Genomic DNA, 17,057 nt, shown 5'->3' with positions numbered 1-17,057 from the left:
TGATATGAATAGATTTACGCTGAGTAGATCTATATTGAATAGATTTGAACTGAATAGAGTTAACTAGGAAAAAATGAATGCAAGTAGATGAATTATTAGCCATTGTTACGAATGAGCTAGATGAAAGAAAAGCTGAGAATATCAGCACTATTGATGTAATAGGTAAAACCAGTTTTACGGATTATATGGTTATCGCAACCGGAACCTCTGAACGGCATATTAAAGCCTTATGTAACTATGTTGCAGTTGCGTTAAAAGCGAAAGGTGTAATTCCCAGAGGAACAGAAGGGGCGCAAGGCTCTGAATGGGTGCTAATGGATTTAGGTGATGTTATTTTGCATGTTATGACAGCACAAACACGCGAGTTTTATCAATTGGAAAAGCTCTGGAGTGTTGAGAACCTGCATGATGATGAGTTGAGTTATGATGAGTAAATATCTGCTAGCTCTACTATTGTCTCTCTTTGTGAGTCTAACTGTCTCAGCAACAGAGATGCCGGATATTCAAGAAGGCTTATGGGAAGTGAGTTCTGTGGCGAGCATCGTAGGTATGCCTATGCAAATGCCCGCAATGACTATAGAGCAATGCTTTACTAAAGCAAGCATGAACCCAGAAAATATATTGCAGCAAAACAATTGTAAGATGAATAAAATGGATGTTCAGAATAATCTAGCAAGTTGGAGTATGAGCTGTGAACAAGATGGCATGACCATGCAAGGTTCAGGCAATATTCAATACCAGAAAAAACAGTTTTCAGGCACCTTCGATATGGTCATGTCGGGTGCGCCAGAAGGTGTCATGAGTATGCAAACTAAATTAACGGGGCGTTATATAGGCGATTGTCCTTAATCAGCCGTTATTAAGGTTTGCAACGATAGTGTTTGGTTTTAGGTCCCTTAGGAACGCGCACGGAATAAGTTGAGCATCTGGCGCAGGATTTTTATTCGTATTCAAGACGTAGAAACAGGCGCATAGCCAGCTACGTAACAGTTTCTACAACGCAGAAGACGGATAAAAAGACCAGCCAGTTGCTTAAGTTATTTTGTGCGTGTTCCTTAGCCCGCTTTATTAGTTTTGGCGGGCTAAAGCCACGCCTACAAATTTTAAAATTTTTCGAGAGTTCTTATGATTCTAGGTAGTATCGTAGCGTTAGTCACCCCCATGTTTGATAACGGCGATGTGGACAATGATAGCCTAAAAAAGTTAGTAGAATTTCATATAGAGCAAGGTACAGATGCTATCGTGGCTATGGGCACCACGGGTGAATCCGCTACTTTAGATGAATCTGAACATATGGGTGTGGTCAAAGCCACCGTTGATTATGTCGGCGGGCGAATTCCGGTAATTGCCGGAACGGGTGCGAATTCAACCAGTGAAGCCATCGCTTTAACCAAAGCAGCAAAACAGCTGGGCGCAGATGCCTGTTTATTGGTAACGCCTTATTATAATAAACCGACTCAGGAAGGCTTATATCTGCATTTTAAAGCGATTGCCGAAGCGGTTGATATCCCACAGATTTTATATAATGTTCCGGGCAGAACAGCTTGTGATATGTTGCCTGAAACTATAGGCCGACTGGCAAAAATTGAGCGCATAATAGGCGTTAAAGAAGCAACAGGTGATATATCACGCGTGCCTGTCATTCGTGAATTATGCGGCGATGATTTTGCCTTGTATACCGGTGATGATGCAACGAGTTGTGAGTTTTGTTTGTTAGGAGGCAATGGCACCATCACTGTTTCCGGTAATGTTGCTCCGCGACTGGTGCATGAAATGATTACAGCAGCCATTAATGGCGATCGTGAAACGGCAACCAGCATTGATGCAAATTTAAGGGGTTTACACACACAATTGTTTATCCAGTCTAATCCTATTCCCGTTAAGTGGGCGATTGCAGAATTGGGCTTAATGCCTAAAGGCATACGCTTACCCTTAACCTGGCTGACTGAAGATTGTTTTGACAAAGTACGTTCGGCTATGAAACAAGCACAAGTCCTTTAATTCCGGTATAAAAATTCGCATGAAACCGATCAAACTTATTATATTATTTGCTTTTATTTCTGTCACTGCTTGTACCCAGTTTTTTCCTGATAAAGAAAAGGATTATGTACTCAGCACTGAAGTTCCACCACTGCAAATTCCACCGGGCATGGAGGCTGAAAAGCTGGAAGCAGCATCTGAAGAAGTTATCGTCCCACTGACTTTGAGTAAAACCATTGAATATATAGATCAGGGTGAAAATAATACTTATGTCCGTATTAACTCCCCTTATGCCCATGTGTGGCGTTTAGTAGGCAAAGCGCTTACCGAACGGGCAATTGAAATTACTGATAAAAATCGTTCTCTGGCTGTCTATTACGTGCAATATGATCCTGAAATACAGGTGGTTACTGATGGCACATTCTGGGATGAATTTGTTTTTTTCTTCGGTGGTGATGCTAATCAGGAAATCCCTTATCAGGTGTTTTTAACAGAAACAGAACTAGGCACCGATGTTTTTGTGCGTGATCAATTAGGCAACAAACTTTCTCAAGGCGATGGCATTAAACTATTAAATTTAATATTTGAAACCATTAAAGAGGATTTTGATAACTAATTCCCTACTACTTGTTTTAATATCAAAGTAGTAGCCAAATGGAAAAGGGTTGTGGGAAAAATAGATAAACTATTGCAAGTTGTTTTTGCTGGAACCTCGGACGCAAGTATTGCATTTAAGTCACTTTGTGCTCTTCTTAAGCGAATGGAATTCGAAGAAAGAATAAAAGGAGATCATCATATCTTCACAAGAAAAGATATTGAAGAGATTATCAATTTGCAGCCTGTCGGGTCAAAGGCAAAACCATATCAGGTAAAACAAATTAGACGGCTTTTTATTAAACACCAGCTAGGGACTAAAAATGTCAAATAAATATGAAATGATTATTTATTGGAGCGAAGAAGATAAGGCTTTCTTAGTGGAAATACCCGAATTATCAGGGTGTATGGCAGATGGGCTTACCTATCTAGAAGCAGTAGCTAATGCTGAAATAGTTATTCAGGAATGGATAAATACAGCAAAGGAATTAGGTCGTACTATTCCTGTTCCAAAAGGGCGATTAATGTACGCCTAGAACCCAGTTTGAAAAGTGACTTTCTGTTCTTGTTCTTATGTAGTTTCCTTAGTTTAGAGCACAGACTGTTTCACTGTTAATAATCCCAATACGAATTTATTACTTACCCTATCTTCTATGCTTACTATCCCTGGCAGTTCCGCATTATCAACCTTTAGAATCCAAAAATTATTGGCTGATTTACAAGCAATAGAGCCTGCTATCAATAATATTTCAGCGTCTTATGTGCATTTTGCCGATGTGGACAATGAACTCAGTGCCGAAGATGACAAAATTTTACGTCAGATACTAGCTTATGGTTCCACAGCAGAGAGCTCAGAGCAAAAAGGCAACCTGACTTACTGGATGGTGCCGCGATCTGGAACGATTTCCCCGTGGTCTAGTAAAGCAACAGAAATCGCTCAGCGTTGTGGGCTAAATATTAATCGCCTAGAACGTGGTACAGAATTCACACTGAATAGTAGTGCCAAGATTAATGCGGATAAGTTGCAAGCGATACATGCTTTATTACATGACCGGATGATGCAAACTGTGGTGGATTCTATTGCAGAACTTGATCTCTTTGCACATCATCAACCTCAGCCCATAAGCACTGTCGCAATTATAGAGCAAGGGCATGATGCTTTAGTGCAAGCAAATAGTGTCTTAGGACTGGCTTTGTCGGATGATGAAATTGATTATTTGGTTGATAGCTTTAAGGCCTTAGGGCGCAACCCCAGTGATGTAGAATTAATGATGTTTGCTCAGGCAAATTCAGAGCATTGTCGGCATAAGATCTTTAATGCCAGCTGGACTATTGATGGTACTGATCAGGCGAAATCATTATTTAGCATGATTCGTAATACCGCTGAGAAAAATCCCGAAGGTATTTTATCTGCTTATAGCGATAATGCTTCGGTAGCGGAGGGCTCGACCGCCGATGTTTTTATTCGCAACCCGCAGACGGGTGAATATTCATACACGCAAGAAGCAGCACACTTATTAATGAAGGTGGAAACCCACAACCACCCAACTGCCATTTCACCATACCCCGGTGCAGCAACTGGTTCAGGGGGTGAAATTCGTGATGAAGGTGCAACCGGCCGAGGCTCAGCAACCAAAGCAGGACTGACGGGATTTACTGTCTCGCATTTAAAAATTCCTGGCTTTGTTCAGCCGTGGGAAACTGATTATGGCAAGCCTGAGCGCATAGCGTCTGCACTGGATATTATGCTCAATGGGCCACTTGGCGGTGCAGCGTTTAATAATGAATTTGGCCGGCCCAATATTGCCGGTTATTTCCGTAGCTTTGAACAAGTGGTCGAAGGTAGCACAGGCGATAAATTGCGCGGTTATCATAAACCGATCATGATTGCTGGCGGCATGGGAAATATACGCCCTATGCTGGTAGATAAGCATAAGATTCCTGCGGGTTCGCTGATTATTATATTAGGCGGCCCGGCAATGTTAATCGGTTTGGGCGGTAGCGCGGCTTCATCACAAGCCTCAGGCGAAAGTGCGGCCGAGTTGGATTTTGCCTCTGTGCAACGCGAAAACCCAGAAATGGAACGTCGCTGTCAGGAAGTAATTAATCACTGTAATGCATTAGGTGAAGAGACTCCGGTCGTATCAATTCATGATATTGGTGCGGGTGGATTATCCAATGCAGTGCCTGAGATTATTCATGATTGTGAACAAGGTGGACGCTTTGAATTACGCAAAGTAAATAGCGACGATAAAGGCATGTCACCGATGCAAATCTGGTGTAATGAAGCGCAAGAACGTTATGTGGTTGCGATAAAACCTGAATCGTTAGACTTATTTGAATTCTTCTGCGCGCGCGAGCATTGTTTGTATTCGGTCATTGGCAAAGCCACCGATGCAGAGCATTTAACATTAACTGATGAGCTGTTTGGCAATAAGCCAGTTGATTTACCTATGTCTGTATTATTTGGTAAATCTCCAAAACTACATCGTGATGTGACGCATCTTGAAACAGAGCATAAAGCTCTCGATTTCAAAGGCCTGGATATCAAAGAGGCGGTAAAACGTGTGTTAAGTTTTCCTGCCGTTGCTGATAAAAGTTTTTTAATTCATATCGGTGATCGATCGGTAACTGGATTGGTAGCTCGCGATCAAATGGTAGGCCCCTGGCAAATACCCGTAGCAGATGTTGCAGTAACAGCGTCGGGTTTTCATGCGCTAACGGGTGAAGCAATGGCAATGGGTGAACGTACACCTCTTGCGGTTGTTAATGCGCCGGCATCGGGACGTATGGCCATTGCAGAGTCCTTGACGAATTTAGCGGCTGCGCAAATCGAATCTCTTAAGCATATCAAAATTTCTGCTAACTGGATGGCTGCGGCCGGGAGTCCCGGCGAAGATGCTGCGCTATATGACACTGTAAAAACCGTAGGTATGGAAATCTGCCCTGAACTAGGCATTGCCATCCCCGTGGGTAAAGATTCGCTATCCATGAAAACCGTGTGGAATGAAGCGGGGCGTGAGACGACCATGACCTCGCCACTATCGTTAATTATTACTGCTTTTGCACCGGTAACTGATATTACTAACACCCTAACGCCTGAATTAAAAAATGCAGATAGTGTGTTAGTGCTGATTGATTTAGGCCAAGGGAAAAATCGCCTGGGTGGATCGGTATTAGCTCAGGTAACGGGGCAAATGGGTAATGAAGTCACTGATCTGGATGACACTGATTTATTTAAAGCTTTCTTTAATAGCATTCAAACCCTGAATGCTGATGCTAAGCTATTAGCTTATCATGATCGTTCCGATGGTGGATTGCTTACAACCGTTGCAGAAATGATTTTTGCCGGACGTAAAGGCGCAGAGCTAGAACTAGATCGTTTGGGTGAAGATGTATTAGCGACCTTGTTTAATGAAGAACTGGGTGCTGTGGTTCAGGTTAAGCAAAGCGACTGTGATGCTGTATTAGATGTTTTTGAAGCGGCTGGTCTTTCTGAGTGCACGCATCTAATTGGCTGGGTAACAGAGGAGTCACAGCAACTTAATATCAGCTATGCGGGTGAGCTTGTCTATACTACCAGCCGCGCTGAATTGCAACAATGCTGGTCAGAAGTAAGTTATCGTATGCAAGCCCTGCGTGATAATCCTAGCTGCGCTAAGCAGCAATTTGATCGTATTAGTGATGATAAGGACCCGGGTTTAACAGCTCACTTAAGCTTTGATATTAATGACAATATCGCTATGCCATTTTCTTCGGTACGGCCGCGAGTAGCTATTTTAAGAGAGCAGGGCGTAAATGGTCATGTCGAAATGGCCGCCGCGTTTGATAAGGCAGGTTTTACCAGTATCGATGTACATATGACCGATATTATCAGCGGCAGAGTCAGCCTTAAAGACTTTGTTGGCCTGGTCGCTTGCGGTGGTTTTTCCTTTGGAGATGTGCTGGGTGCCGGTGGGGGTTGGGCTAAGTCTATCTTATTTAATGAACGCGCCAGAAATGAATTTTCCGCATTCTTCCAGCGTAGCGATACCTTCGGCTTAGGCGTTTGTAATGGCTGCCAGATGTTATCCGGTTTAAAAGAATTAATACCCGGCGCAGAACACTGGCCAAAATTTATGCGTAATCATTCAGAACAATTTGAAGCACGTGTGGCAATGGTCAAAGTTCAGGAGTCACCTTCTATATTGCTTAAAGGTATGGCAGGTTCAAGTATTCCCGTTGTGATTGCACACGGGGAAGGGCGAGCGGATTTTTCCGCGAATGATCAGCAGCAGGCTTTGGTAGCGCTGAATTATGTGGATAATTATGGCGAATATACTGAAGATTTCCCCATGAACCCCAACGGCTCACCCGAAGGCATAACAGGCTTAACCACAAAGGATGGCCGTTTTACCATTATGATGCCGCATCCAGAGCGTTGCTTTAGAGCTCTGCAGAATTCATGGCAGCCTAGTAACTGGAAAGAAGATGGGGCCTGGTTACGTATGTTTAGAAATGCACGTGTTTGGGTTGGATAAATCTATATTTTTAAATGAAAACTTTAACTCTTATGAGGCTTCTCAACTACCAAGGTTAATCGTATGATTAAGATACGGCTTGTGTTAAAATCGGATTTGGCATATAGCCGTTAGTACATAATTGTTATGTGTCTTTAATTATTATAACTACAACGAGGTCAACATTTATGAATACATTAAAAAGCACTATGATCGCCTTCTTAATAGCCTTTTCTTTAGGTTCTTTTTCATCAGTTGCATTTGCGCTGCAAAAAAATGACGCCGGGCTCCAGCAAATTAATACCAATATTGATGCTGCGATTCAGCAAATAGATGCTAATGATTATCCTGCTGCGATGGAATCTATTAAACAAGCGAAAAGAGGAAAAAAAATGTTGAATAGTGAGCAAAATGCTCCAAAAATAGGTAGACTTTCCGCTCACTTTACATCAGCTAAGAAACATTTAAAAAAGTCAGAACCAGAAGCGGCTAAGGCAGAATTAGAAAAAGCAAAACATGGGTATAACTCACTTAAGTTATAATTCTTAATACTTAGCATTATTAAGCACTCATGAGTTGATTAGCTTTGGGTGCTTGCTATTAATATTACCCATCACTTGCTTAAGTTTCGATTTTTTCCAAAAAAAACTACAATAAGTAATAGAAGCGGGATCTTTAGTCCCGCCATTTCCATGCGGGACTAAAGATCCCGCTTCCAGGTTGACTAAGTTATTTCATGCACATTCCTAAGTCCGCTTTAGGTTAAACGTGCACATAAATACTGTTAGACGTGTTTCATAGACCCCTTGTTTTATTAAAAAATGAAAAAAGATAAAGAACAAATTGTGCAGGCTAAATCAGCAAACGGTCAAATGGCAGGTGAGGAAATTGTACAAATAGTTCAAAATCAGATAAAAGATAACAATCCACCTGAAACCAGCGAAACATTAGAAAGATTAATTAAAAAGGGTGAAACAAGAGAAAATGCAATGAGGTATATTGCAAGTGTTTTATCTATAGAAATATTTGGGGCACTTAAACATCAAGAGCCATACAATAATAAAAGATATTTAAAAAACCTAAAAGCGCTCCCTGAATTGCCAGATGAGTTAATCTAATAAAAAAATTTAACAAGCTGATAAATCCAATCACAAAAAGCATGTCGGCTTATTGCGAACGTTAAGGTGATAAACACTATTGAAAATATGCTTAATTTTTGTTAGCTCAGTCAAAAATTCTAAGGATTTAATAGATGAAACTATTAAACTATAATTATTAGGCGAGAAACTCAAAGCGGACATGCATATCATGTGCTGGGATATCAAGGTTTAAATTGGGCAAAAGTTGGAATACCAGTCGATTCAGAATACTTAGAATTTCTCGTATATTTAAAGAGGAAAATTCAAGGTGCAGTTAGACTGTGTTCTGAAGATAAAAAGCTTAGAAGTCTCTTGAAGTCTCTTGAAGAGCATTAAAGAAGCAATACTGCGGCTAGCTGTTAATCAATGATTGATACAAAGTGAATATGGGTAAGTCGAAATTATATCTTGATGTATGTACACTGTGTCGTCCTTTTGATGATCAGTATAGAATGCGTGTTCGACTAGAAACTGATAGCTATTTTTTAATTATGCAGGCAATTCGAGATGGAAGTTATGAGTTGCATTATTCTAAAGTTCATGAAAAAGAAATAGCAGCAATTAATGATATACTGGAAAGAACTGAGATTATAGAGACAATTTACCAAAATGGTAAACGATGTAGTGGCAATTTTCAGGCTATCAGAAAACGTGCTGATGAATTAGTTAATGCTGGTTTAGGAGTAGCAGATGCGGCGCATGTGGCTTTTGCTGAAGAAAATGCCGATTATTTTATCAGTTGTGATGATCGACTTATTAAACGTTCAAAAAGAGAAAAAGTAGATGTTATGGTATTAACACCTGTTGAATTTTGTGCGCAGGAGAATTTGGAATGAATGAACATATTATGATGAATGAAGAGCAATTAATAGAAAAAGCTGTTCAGGTATTAATGCGGGAATTTGGTCCGGTTGAAGCAACTCGTTTTTTATCTATGCCGCAGCGTAAACGTAAAGATTCATTAAAGCGTCATCAGACTTGGCAAAATGGACTGGATAAAGAATCATTTTTTAATGATGTTTTTAGTGATTGATTTGATGATTGAAAAAAGACCCCAGATTAAAAATTTCAAGTGGAGTATATAATTTCCAAGCTCTAGTATGCTGATTGAATTAAATACTGGCACGCTGAATTATAAGTTTGAGATATAGCGATTCAACATAACTATAAAATTCATCCGATAAAGACAGGTGACTTTGGTGTTAAGGTGATAAACACTATTGAAAATATGCTTAAATTTTGATAGCTCAGTCAAATCTATCTTTCCCATGGCTACACATTAAAAGAAACCGGGTTGTCTCTACTTTTTCGAAAGCTCATTTTGGGCTCCCAAGCCCACAACGTGGCAGAAGCTTAACGGGACTGATTAAAATCAGCGATTCCCTGTTTCGCCCTGCGTTTGTCATAACAAATCCTGAACGGTTTTTTATATATTGAACACAATTTATTACTATAGCTGCTATATATATATAGCAAATAGTTTTTGAGACAAAGAAATGACTGAGGACACAAATAAATTCTATGACCAGGAAATAACGACAGATATTGAATACTTGTTTAGCAAGGCTTCCTCCCTTAATGACAAAATAAACTCATTAAAAAGTAATGATGATTCGCTTTGGAATATCATTGCTAAAAAGTTAAAAGTTGATTGGACTTATAATTCAAATAGCATGGAAGGAAGCACCCTTACTTTAGGCGAAACATTTTTTTTTATCAGTGAAGGTTTAACGGTTGAAGGGAAGCCATTTAAAGATTTTCTTGATGCTAAAAACCATGTTGAAGCGATTGATTATCTTTATGAACTCGTCAGTAATAAGCGGGATATTAATGAATATGTATTAAAAGAAATCAATGCTTTGTTACTATCAGGAGTTACCTATACCGTTGCACAAAATAGTCAAGGTGAGAAAGTCAAAAAAAGACTGACATCAGGTGAGTATAAACAGCAGTCCAATCACGTTTTACAGGCTGATGGAACAATCCATTGGTATGTTGACCCAATGAATGTAAAAGATCAGATGGAAGATCTTATTACTTGGATTAATGACAAAAAAAATACGTTACATCCTCTTTATATAGCCGCAGTAGCTCATTATAACCTAGTTCGTATTCACGCTTTTGATGATGGCAATGGCAGGGGAGCTAGAATATTGATGAACCTTATTTTATTAAAAAATGGCTTTTTCCCTGTTGTCGTTAGAAATGATAAGAAAAGGATGTATCTTGATGCCTTATCTAAAGCTGATAACGGCGATTTAATACCTTTCATTCGCTTTATTAGCACTGAGCTCATAGAGACTTATGAAAAGGTTATTAATGACTTAACATCAGAAAAATAAAGACTTTGAATTTATGATTCTTTTGCAACAGTGAGGGGGATTTGCTATTAATTACGAATTTGAATTCAAATTTATGCGAGCAGGCCGGGTAATTCTGATGAAGCCTGCTCTGTAGGTTAAGTCTTAAAGTTTGTATAAAACGCTGTTTTCTTTATCCCGGGGATCGCGCTTCTTTTTTATATTCTGTTGTTCACGTTCCCGGGCATATTTGGCAATCATATCGTCCCAGTTAGCATATTGCTGGTATTCTTTAAAACCTTCGGCCTTGCGTGTTTCAAAAACTTCTTTACCCACTTCAATTAATTCGTCGGGTGATTTACCGCCGACGATATCAAGAAATTCAGAATTATTTCTATAGGCAGTACGTAATGCCCAGAAAGATAGTTCAAAGGCAATTCTTTTTTCCTGAGGTAAGCGTCCTTTTATTCTTTTGACTGAATCCAGGGCTGTTTTAAAACTACGTCCGTTTATCTCTCCGCCACTACTACAACCGGTAGATAATAAAATGCTAAAAGAAATAAAGATAATTGAAAATATGCGCATACTAAAATGTCCTCGTTAAGTATTATTTATTTTTATTTTAAATATTTGACTATAATACATTGTCCGTCTGGATTTGCCTTGAAACTAAAAATGATTGCTCACTGTTTCTAACTCAAGTGCTTGACTTCATCGTCGCTGAAAATACGTGCTTAACTAAGGTTAAGCGCGAACTTTAAACGATTATGGAACCAAACTTGTGCTACAGGCCTCTTTTCAACTGATTTGCCTTAGTTGAATCGCTAGACTTTAACATAGTATTTAACTATGTAATTATATACATAAGCCAATATCAATGCTGGAATTTATTACAAATTTGAAACAGCGCTACCAGATTATTCAATCCGGGTTAGCTGAAGAAAGTACACAATGGACTACCTTTCAAACAAGTATTGAGCAATTAATTCTGGTTGAATCTTTTGTGCATAAAATTTACCTGGTAGAACAAGGGAGCTTACCCGTGAATATTGCGGTGATGGGGCCAACGCAATCGGGTAAAAGCACCGTTGTTAATTTACTGTTAAACCAGGATGCTGCAGGTGTTAGCCCATTAGCGGGTTATACCGTTCATCCACAGGGTTTTGCAGTGAATTTACAGGTCAGTGATCTGGACTATATTGAGCAATATTTTTCAACCTTCAGAGAAGTTCAGCAATCATCTCTGGATCCTGAGCAATATGCCAGTTATTCGCTAAACCCTATCGCAACCACTACCCTTCCCGACTGTATGCTTTGGGATACGCCTGATTTTGACTCAATTGATGCACAAAGGTATCGAGAGGGCGTTTTAAAGTCACTGGCGCTTGCTGATGTTTTAGTGCTGGTGGTGAGTAAAGAAAAGTACGCGGATCAGTTAGTTTGGGACACTCTGGCCTTGATTGAACCTTTGAATCAACCTCTAGTGGTGGTTATTAATAAGCTGGTAGCTGACTCTCAAACGCTGGTAGTCGATTCCTTTAAAGAGCGTTGGCAGCAGATTCGGCAAGACAAAATTCCCAGCATAATGCCTATCTTATTTAGCAAAGACGAAGTGCCGGAAGAGCGTCAAACTGAACTCATTAACTTATTGCAACGCACTATGCGTCAGGTGAAGCGAAAAAAAAATGAGGCGGCTGCGAATAATTATATTAAGCATTATTGGCAGTCCTGGTTAGCACCGGTCAGATCTGAGTTAGAAGCACAAACGACCTGGCAGATTCTGATTGATCAGGCTATTAAAGAAGCCATTATTGAATATCAACGAGATTACCTCGATCATCCGCAACATTACGATACCTTTCAAAATGCTTTGGCAAAACTGCTTACCTTGCTGGAAGTTCCCGGCTTGGCAAATGTTATCGCACAAAGTAGAAAAATATTAGCCTGGCCTTTGCGTAAGGTTTTTGCGTTAGGCAAGAAAAAATACGACCAGGTTTATCCAAAAACCCAGGAAACCGTTGTCTTGCAGCAAATTTCCGAGCATGTATTCTTGCAGTTGGGAGATAAGGTGTTAGATCAGATTGACCAGACTCAGGCTAATAACAAATGGTGGAAAGCAATAAATAGCCAGCTAAGACAGGAAAAAACTCCTATTTTGCATCATTTTGCAGAAAGCACAGAGACTTATCATCAAGGCTTTAAGCAGCAAATAGAAAATACCGCGCAGGGCTTATATCATCAACTAGAAGAGCATCCCGCACTATTAAATGGATTGCGCGCGACCCGCGTTACTGCAGATGCTGCAATGTTAGCATTAGCTGTACAGGCAGGAGGTATTGGTTTGCATGATTTGCTGATTGCCCCCGCTATGTTGTCAGTGACTTCCTATTTAGCCGAAAGTGCCATAGGTGGCTATCTGCAACGTGCCGAAACTGAATTGAAGCAGCAACAATTGAACGCGGTAAAGCATCAACTGTTTACTCTAGTATTACAACAGGAACTACAAGACTTGCCAGAAAAAATGATGCATAACACTTATTTTAATATTTCTTCTAGTCAGCTTGCTGAAGCAGAAACACAATTGGAACAAAAGCGGCATGGATTACGAATACTCTGATTTGGTCGTTCAGGCTAAGCACTGGGCACAAAAAGTTGTAGATAGCTCCTGGGCATCAACTACAGCATTAAACCCGGTACTGGAATATGATGCACGTACACCCGATAGCTTGTTTACTGATGCTAGCTCAAGGCCATTAATTGTTGCTTTTCTGGGCGGCACTGGCGTAGGGAAAAGCACCTTATTAAATCGTCTGGCGGGTAAGCAGGTCGCATTGACAGGCGTCGTTAGACCTACGTCCAGAGAAGTGACTTTATTTCATCATAGCAGTGTGAAGATTGCGCATTTACCTGATCGTTTACCGCTGGAAAAAATCAAGATTGCGCAGCACTCGGAAGAAAATAACAAGCATATTATCTGGGTAGATATGCCTGACTTTGACAGTACCGAACAAAGTAATCAGCAACTAGTCTTAGAGTGGCTACCGCATATCGATGTTCTAATCTATGTAGTCAGCCCTGAACGCTATCGTGATAGTAAAGCCTGGCAGATTCTAAAAGCCGAGGGCGGCAGACATGCCTGGATTTTTGTCTTGAATCAATCGGACCGGGGGCAGGCCGGACAATACGAAGACTTTGTTAAACAGTTGGGCACAGCTGGTTTTGATAATCCCCTGGTTTATCAAACCTGCTGTGCAATGGATGCAGCAACAACCCCGCTAGATGAATTTGTTGCCTTGGAGACAAGTTTACAGGATCTGGCAACTGAAAATACTATTCAACAACTGGAATTAAGAGGTCAACAGGTACGCAAGCAAGAATTAAGCAAAGTATTACAGTCTTCTGTAGAGCTTTTGGGTGCTGATAATGTTAGCGAGGAATTAATTGCCTTCTGGCATAAGCAGGGACGTGAGTTACAACGACTTTTAGTCGAAGCGACTGTTTTGCCTCAACAGCAGATGGCGGCTTATTATGCTCAACATAGTGGCGACCTGGCACATAAACAGGATGAACCCTACCTGCACCAGCGCTTATGGGATAAATGGGCGCAAACACGTTTTGATGATGCGCTAGATGCTTTAGTTTTACAGGCTGATCTACTTAAAATTCCGGTGATGCCACTCAAGCAACAGTTACTGCCTGTACGTGCTAATGCTGAAAAAGTAATAGAAGAAAAAACGCTGTTATCGGTACGTAAAGCACTGATAAAACCAGGCAATGTTTTACAGCGCTCGATAATAAAAATAGCGCAAATCGCAGAAGTAGTGTTACCTATTGCTGCGATGGGCTGGGTCGGTTATCAGGTTTTTATTGAGTTTTATGAAAGCAGTCTGGAAGAAGTCCCGCATTATGTAGGGACAGACTTTGCGATAAATAGCATTATGCTAATTGCTATCGCCTGGTTATTTCCGTATTTCCTGCAGAAAAAACTCCAGCCTTCCATAGAAAAAGCGGCTTTAAAAGGTTTGAATCGAGGCTTTATTAGCGCATTACAAACTCTGGAATTAGCTGTGTTGCAAGAGATTAAAGATAATGCTCAAAGTCAGCAAGCATTACGCCAGCAAGCTGAAGCAATCATCCAGCAGTGTCATCAAAGTAGCAGTCAAGTAATTGAGGTGCCAGAGAATAGTTCACTGGAAAGAATGTTGTTGTGATTTTTATCTGAGTTTTAAATTCAACTTACCAAGCAAGTTACAATAAGATAATATAGATGTCACTTTTTAATAATCAATAGAAATAGTCGCACACTACATGGGTATCCAGGATAATTTTGAACAAATCCCGCTAAAAGACTTTACCGAAAAGGCCTACCTGGATTATTCCATGTACGTTATTTTAGATCGTGCATTACCGCATATAGGCGATGGCCTCAAACCTGTGCAACGACGCATCGTATATGCCATGTCGGAGTTAGGACTGAGTGCGATATCTAAGCATAAAAAATCTGCGCGTACGGTCGGGGATGTCTTGGGGAAATATCACCCACACGGCGATTCTGCTTGTTATGAAGCCATGGTGTTAATGGCGCAACCTTTTTCATATCGTTATCCGCTGGTTGATGGACAAGGCAACTGGGGTTCACCTGATGATCCCAAATCCTTTGCCGCAATGCGCTATACCGAATCGCGCTTAACCGCTTATGCGCAAACTTTGCTCAGTGAATTAGGGCAGGGGACGGTGGATTGGCTGGATAATTTTGATGGCACTTTAAAAGAACCTGCAATTTTGCCGGATCGATTACCCAATATCCTGCTCAATGGCACGATGGGAATTGCTGTGGGGATGGCGACCGATATTCCACCGCACAATCTTCGCGAAGTGGCGAATGCCTGTGTGCATTTACTCGATGAACCCAAAGCGAGTCTGGAAGATTTGTTTAAATTTATTCAAGGCCCGGATTATCCCACCGATGCTGAAATCATCAGTAGCCGCGAAGATATTCAGAAAATATATATCTCTGGTAATGGCTCTGTTCGCATGCGTGCCAAGTATGAGCTGGAAGAGCATAATATTATTATTACCGCCTTGCCGCATCAGGTGTCTGGCGCTAAATTACTGGAGCAGATAGCTGCACAGATGCAGGCAAAGAAATTGCCGATGATCGAAGATTTACGCGATGAATCTGATCATGAAAATCCCACACGATTAGTAGTGATGCCTAAATCCAAACGTGCGGATGTCGAAGGCATTATGTCGCATTTATTTGCCACGACTGACCTGGAAAGAAGCTACCGTGTCAATCTGAATATGATTGGCTTAAATGGTAAGCCTAAAGTAAAAGGGCTGCATGAGATCCTAACGGAATGGTTAACCTTTCGCACCGAAACCGTGCGCAGACGATTGCAACATCGTCTGGATAAAGTTTTAGCCCGCCTGCATATTTTAGAGGGCTTATTAATAGCGTTTTTAAATATTGATGAAGTGATTGCGATTATCCGCAGTGAGGATAAACCCAAACCTGTGTTAATGGAACGCTTTCGCATTAGTGATACCCAGGCTGAAGCTATTCTGGAATTAAAATTACGCCATCTAGCCAAGCTGGAGGAAATGGCGATTATTGGTGAGCAGGCTGAGCTGGAAAAAGAGCGTGCTTATTTACAAAAAATTCTAGGTTCAGCACGTTTATTAAATCGTTTAATCAAAAAAGAAATCTTGCTGGATGCCGATAAATATGGTGATGAGCGACGCTCATTTATAGTCGAGAGAGGAGCAGCTCAGGCTTTAAACGCGACGGCATTAATTGCTAATGAGCCGGTGACTATTGTGTTATCACAAAAGGGCTGGATACGTGCAGCTAAAGGACATGATGTTGATGCGCATGCACTCAATTATCGTTCGGGCGATGCTTTTCTGGGCTCAGTGTTGGGCCGCACCACACAACCTGTATTTGTGCTAGATACATCCGGGCGCGTTTATACGACAACGACCCATGATTTGCCTTCCGCTCGTAGCCAGGGTGAGCCGTTAACCGGCCGCTTAAAACCTTCAGCCGGATCCTTGTTCACCCACCTCTGGGCTGGGCATGAGGATGACTGGATATTGATGGTAAGCGATATGGGGTACGGATTTCGCGTGCAATTAAAAGACTGGGTTTCAAAAAACAAGGCAGGTAAGGCCGTAGTTACCTTGGCATCAGGGGTTGCTTTGCTAACACCTGTTAAAATTCCGCAAAGTGATGACCTGATCGCGGTAGTGACTTTACAAGGCCGACTTTTAATTTTCCCTGCTGCAGCATTGCCTTCGCTTACAAAAGGAAAAGGGAATAAGTTGGTGCAAGTTAACCCTGCTGATTTCGCAACGGGTAGTGATAAAGTGGTTGCTGTCACTGTGATTGCTGAAAATGCTAATTTAAAACTAATTTCAGGCAAACGCACCCTAACCTTAAAACCTGCCGATCTGGAAAACTATCTAGGTGTCAGAGCAAAACGCGGGCATGGTTTACCCCGAGGTTTTCAGCGTGTCGATCAAATAATGAGTGCAGAATAGTC

General features: G+C 41.0%; 16 protein-coding genes. 15 read left to right on the top strand and 1 reads right to left on the bottom strand.

The annotated features are described in order from the left end of the window. The first annotated feature begins 77 nt into the window (after positions 1-77). The 12 genes from rsfS to ACQY3F_RS08155 all read left to right on the top strand — a co-directional run bounded on the left by rsfS (position 78) and on the right by ACQY3F_RS08155 (position 10,554). On the top strand, positions 78-434 hold the full coding sequence (rsfS, locus tag ACQY3F_RS08210) for a ribosome silencing factor (RefSeq protein ID WP_428354380.1): 357 nt from the start codon (positions 78-80) through the stop codon (positions 432-434). 58 nt (positions 435-492) lie between these two features. Continuing rightward, entirely contained in the window at positions 493-849 is a 357-nt protein-coding gene (locus tag ACQY3F_RS08205; protein WP_428354379.1) for a DUF3617 domain-containing protein, read from the top strand. A gap of 276 nt (positions 850-1,125) precedes the next feature. After that, positions 1,126-2,001, top strand: coding sequence for a 4-hydroxy-tetrahydrodipicolinate synthase (gene dapA, locus ACQY3F_RS08200; protein ID WP_428354378.1), 876 nt, complete (start codon positions 1,126-1,128; stop codon positions 1,999-2,001). A 19-nt stretch (positions 2,002-2,020) separates the two neighbouring features. After that, a complete protein-coding gene (gene bamC, locus ACQY3F_RS08195; RefSeq protein ID WP_428354377.1) occupies positions 2,021-2,596 on the top strand; it encodes an outer membrane protein assembly factor BamC in 576 nt (191 codons plus the stop codon). A 51-nt stretch (positions 2,597-2,647) separates the two neighbouring features. Next, positions 2,648-2,908, top strand: coding sequence for a type II toxin-antitoxin system HicA family toxin (locus ACQY3F_RS08190; RefSeq protein ID WP_428354376.1), 261 nt, complete (start codon positions 2,648-2,650; stop codon positions 2,906-2,908). Next, positions 2,898-3,110, top strand: a complete 213-nt coding sequence (locus ACQY3F_RS08185; RefSeq protein ID WP_428354375.1) for a type II toxin-antitoxin system HicB family antitoxin — start codon at positions 2,898-2,900, stop codon at positions 3,108-3,110. Before ACQY3F_RS08190 ends, ACQY3F_RS08185 begins: the two co-directional genes overlap by 11 nt. A 117-nt stretch (positions 3,111-3,227) precedes the next feature. Then, entirely contained in the window at positions 3,228-7,094 is a 3,867-nt protein-coding gene (purL, locus tag ACQY3F_RS08180; protein ID WP_428354374.1) for a phosphoribosylformylglycinamidine synthase, read from the top strand. A gap of 167 nt (positions 7,095-7,261) precedes the next feature. Continuing rightward, positions 7,262-7,615 carry a hypothetical protein gene (locus tag ACQY3F_RS08175; RefSeq protein ID WP_428354373.1) on the top strand — a complete coding sequence of 118 codons (354 nt, stop codon included), beginning with the start codon at positions 7,262-7,264 and terminating at the stop codon, positions 7,613-7,615. Between the two features lie 279 nt (positions 7,616-7,894). Beyond that, the gene (locus ACQY3F_RS08170; RefSeq protein WP_428354372.1) at positions 7,895-8,191 is read left to right on the top strand and encodes a hypothetical protein; all 297 of its coding nucleotides are present in this window, start codon (positions 7,895-7,897) and stop codon (positions 8,189-8,191) included. 407 nt (positions 8,192-8,598) lie between these two features. Continuing rightward, positions 8,599-9,048 carry a hypothetical protein gene (locus ACQY3F_RS08165; RefSeq protein ID WP_428354371.1) on the top strand — a complete coding sequence of 150 codons (450 nt, stop codon included), beginning with the start codon at positions 8,599-8,601 and terminating at the stop codon, positions 9,046-9,048. Beyond that, positions 9,045-9,245, top strand: a complete 201-nt coding sequence (locus ACQY3F_RS08160) for a hypothetical protein (RefSeq protein ID WP_428354370.1) — start codon at positions 9,045-9,047, stop codon at positions 9,243-9,245. Before ACQY3F_RS08165 ends, ACQY3F_RS08160 begins: the two co-directional genes overlap by 4 nt. A 463-nt stretch (positions 9,246-9,708) precedes the next feature. Further along, positions 9,709-10,554: a Fic family protein gene (locus ACQY3F_RS08155; RefSeq protein ID WP_428354369.1), complete on the top strand. Its 846-nt coding sequence runs from the start codon at positions 9,709-9,711 to the stop codon at positions 10,552-10,554. A gap of 123 nt (positions 10,555-10,677) precedes the next feature. Here ACQY3F_RS08155 and ACQY3F_RS08150 read toward each other — a convergent pair whose 3' ends face one another. Further along, a complete protein-coding gene (locus ACQY3F_RS08150) occupies positions 10,678-11,097 on the bottom strand; it encodes a hypothetical protein (RefSeq protein WP_428354368.1) in 420 nt (139 codons plus the stop codon). Positions 11,098-11,410: 313 nt separating this feature from the next. Between ACQY3F_RS08150 and ACQY3F_RS08145 the strand changes: the two genes are divergently transcribed. From ACQY3F_RS08145 to parC, 3 genes are all read left to right on the top strand, one after another. Beyond that, positions 11,411-13,129, top strand: a complete 1,719-nt coding sequence (locus ACQY3F_RS08145) for a GTPase (protein ID WP_428354367.1) — start codon at positions 11,411-11,413, stop codon at positions 13,127-13,129. Further along, on the top strand, positions 13,110-14,723 hold the full coding sequence (locus tag ACQY3F_RS08140) for a GTPase (RefSeq protein WP_428354366.1): 1,614 nt from the start codon (positions 13,110-13,112) through the stop codon (positions 14,721-14,723). The genes ACQY3F_RS08145 and ACQY3F_RS08140 overlap by 20 nt, the downstream gene beginning before the upstream one ends. Positions 14,724-14,820: 97 nt before the next feature. Then, positions 14,821-17,055, top strand: a complete 2,235-nt coding sequence (parC, locus tag ACQY3F_RS08135) for a DNA topoisomerase IV subunit A (protein WP_428354365.1) — start codon at positions 14,821-14,823, stop codon at positions 17,053-17,055. Positions 17,056-17,057 lie beyond the last annotated feature (2 nt).

It is taken from the genome of Methyloprofundus sp. (genome assembly GCF_965251085.1).
Lineage (GTDB): Bacteria > Pseudomonadota > Gammaproteobacteria > Methylococcales > Methylomonadaceae > Methyloprofundus.
The sequence above is the reverse complement of the archived record's forward strand: the minus strand, read 5'-3'. Positions and strand labels throughout refer to the sequence as shown.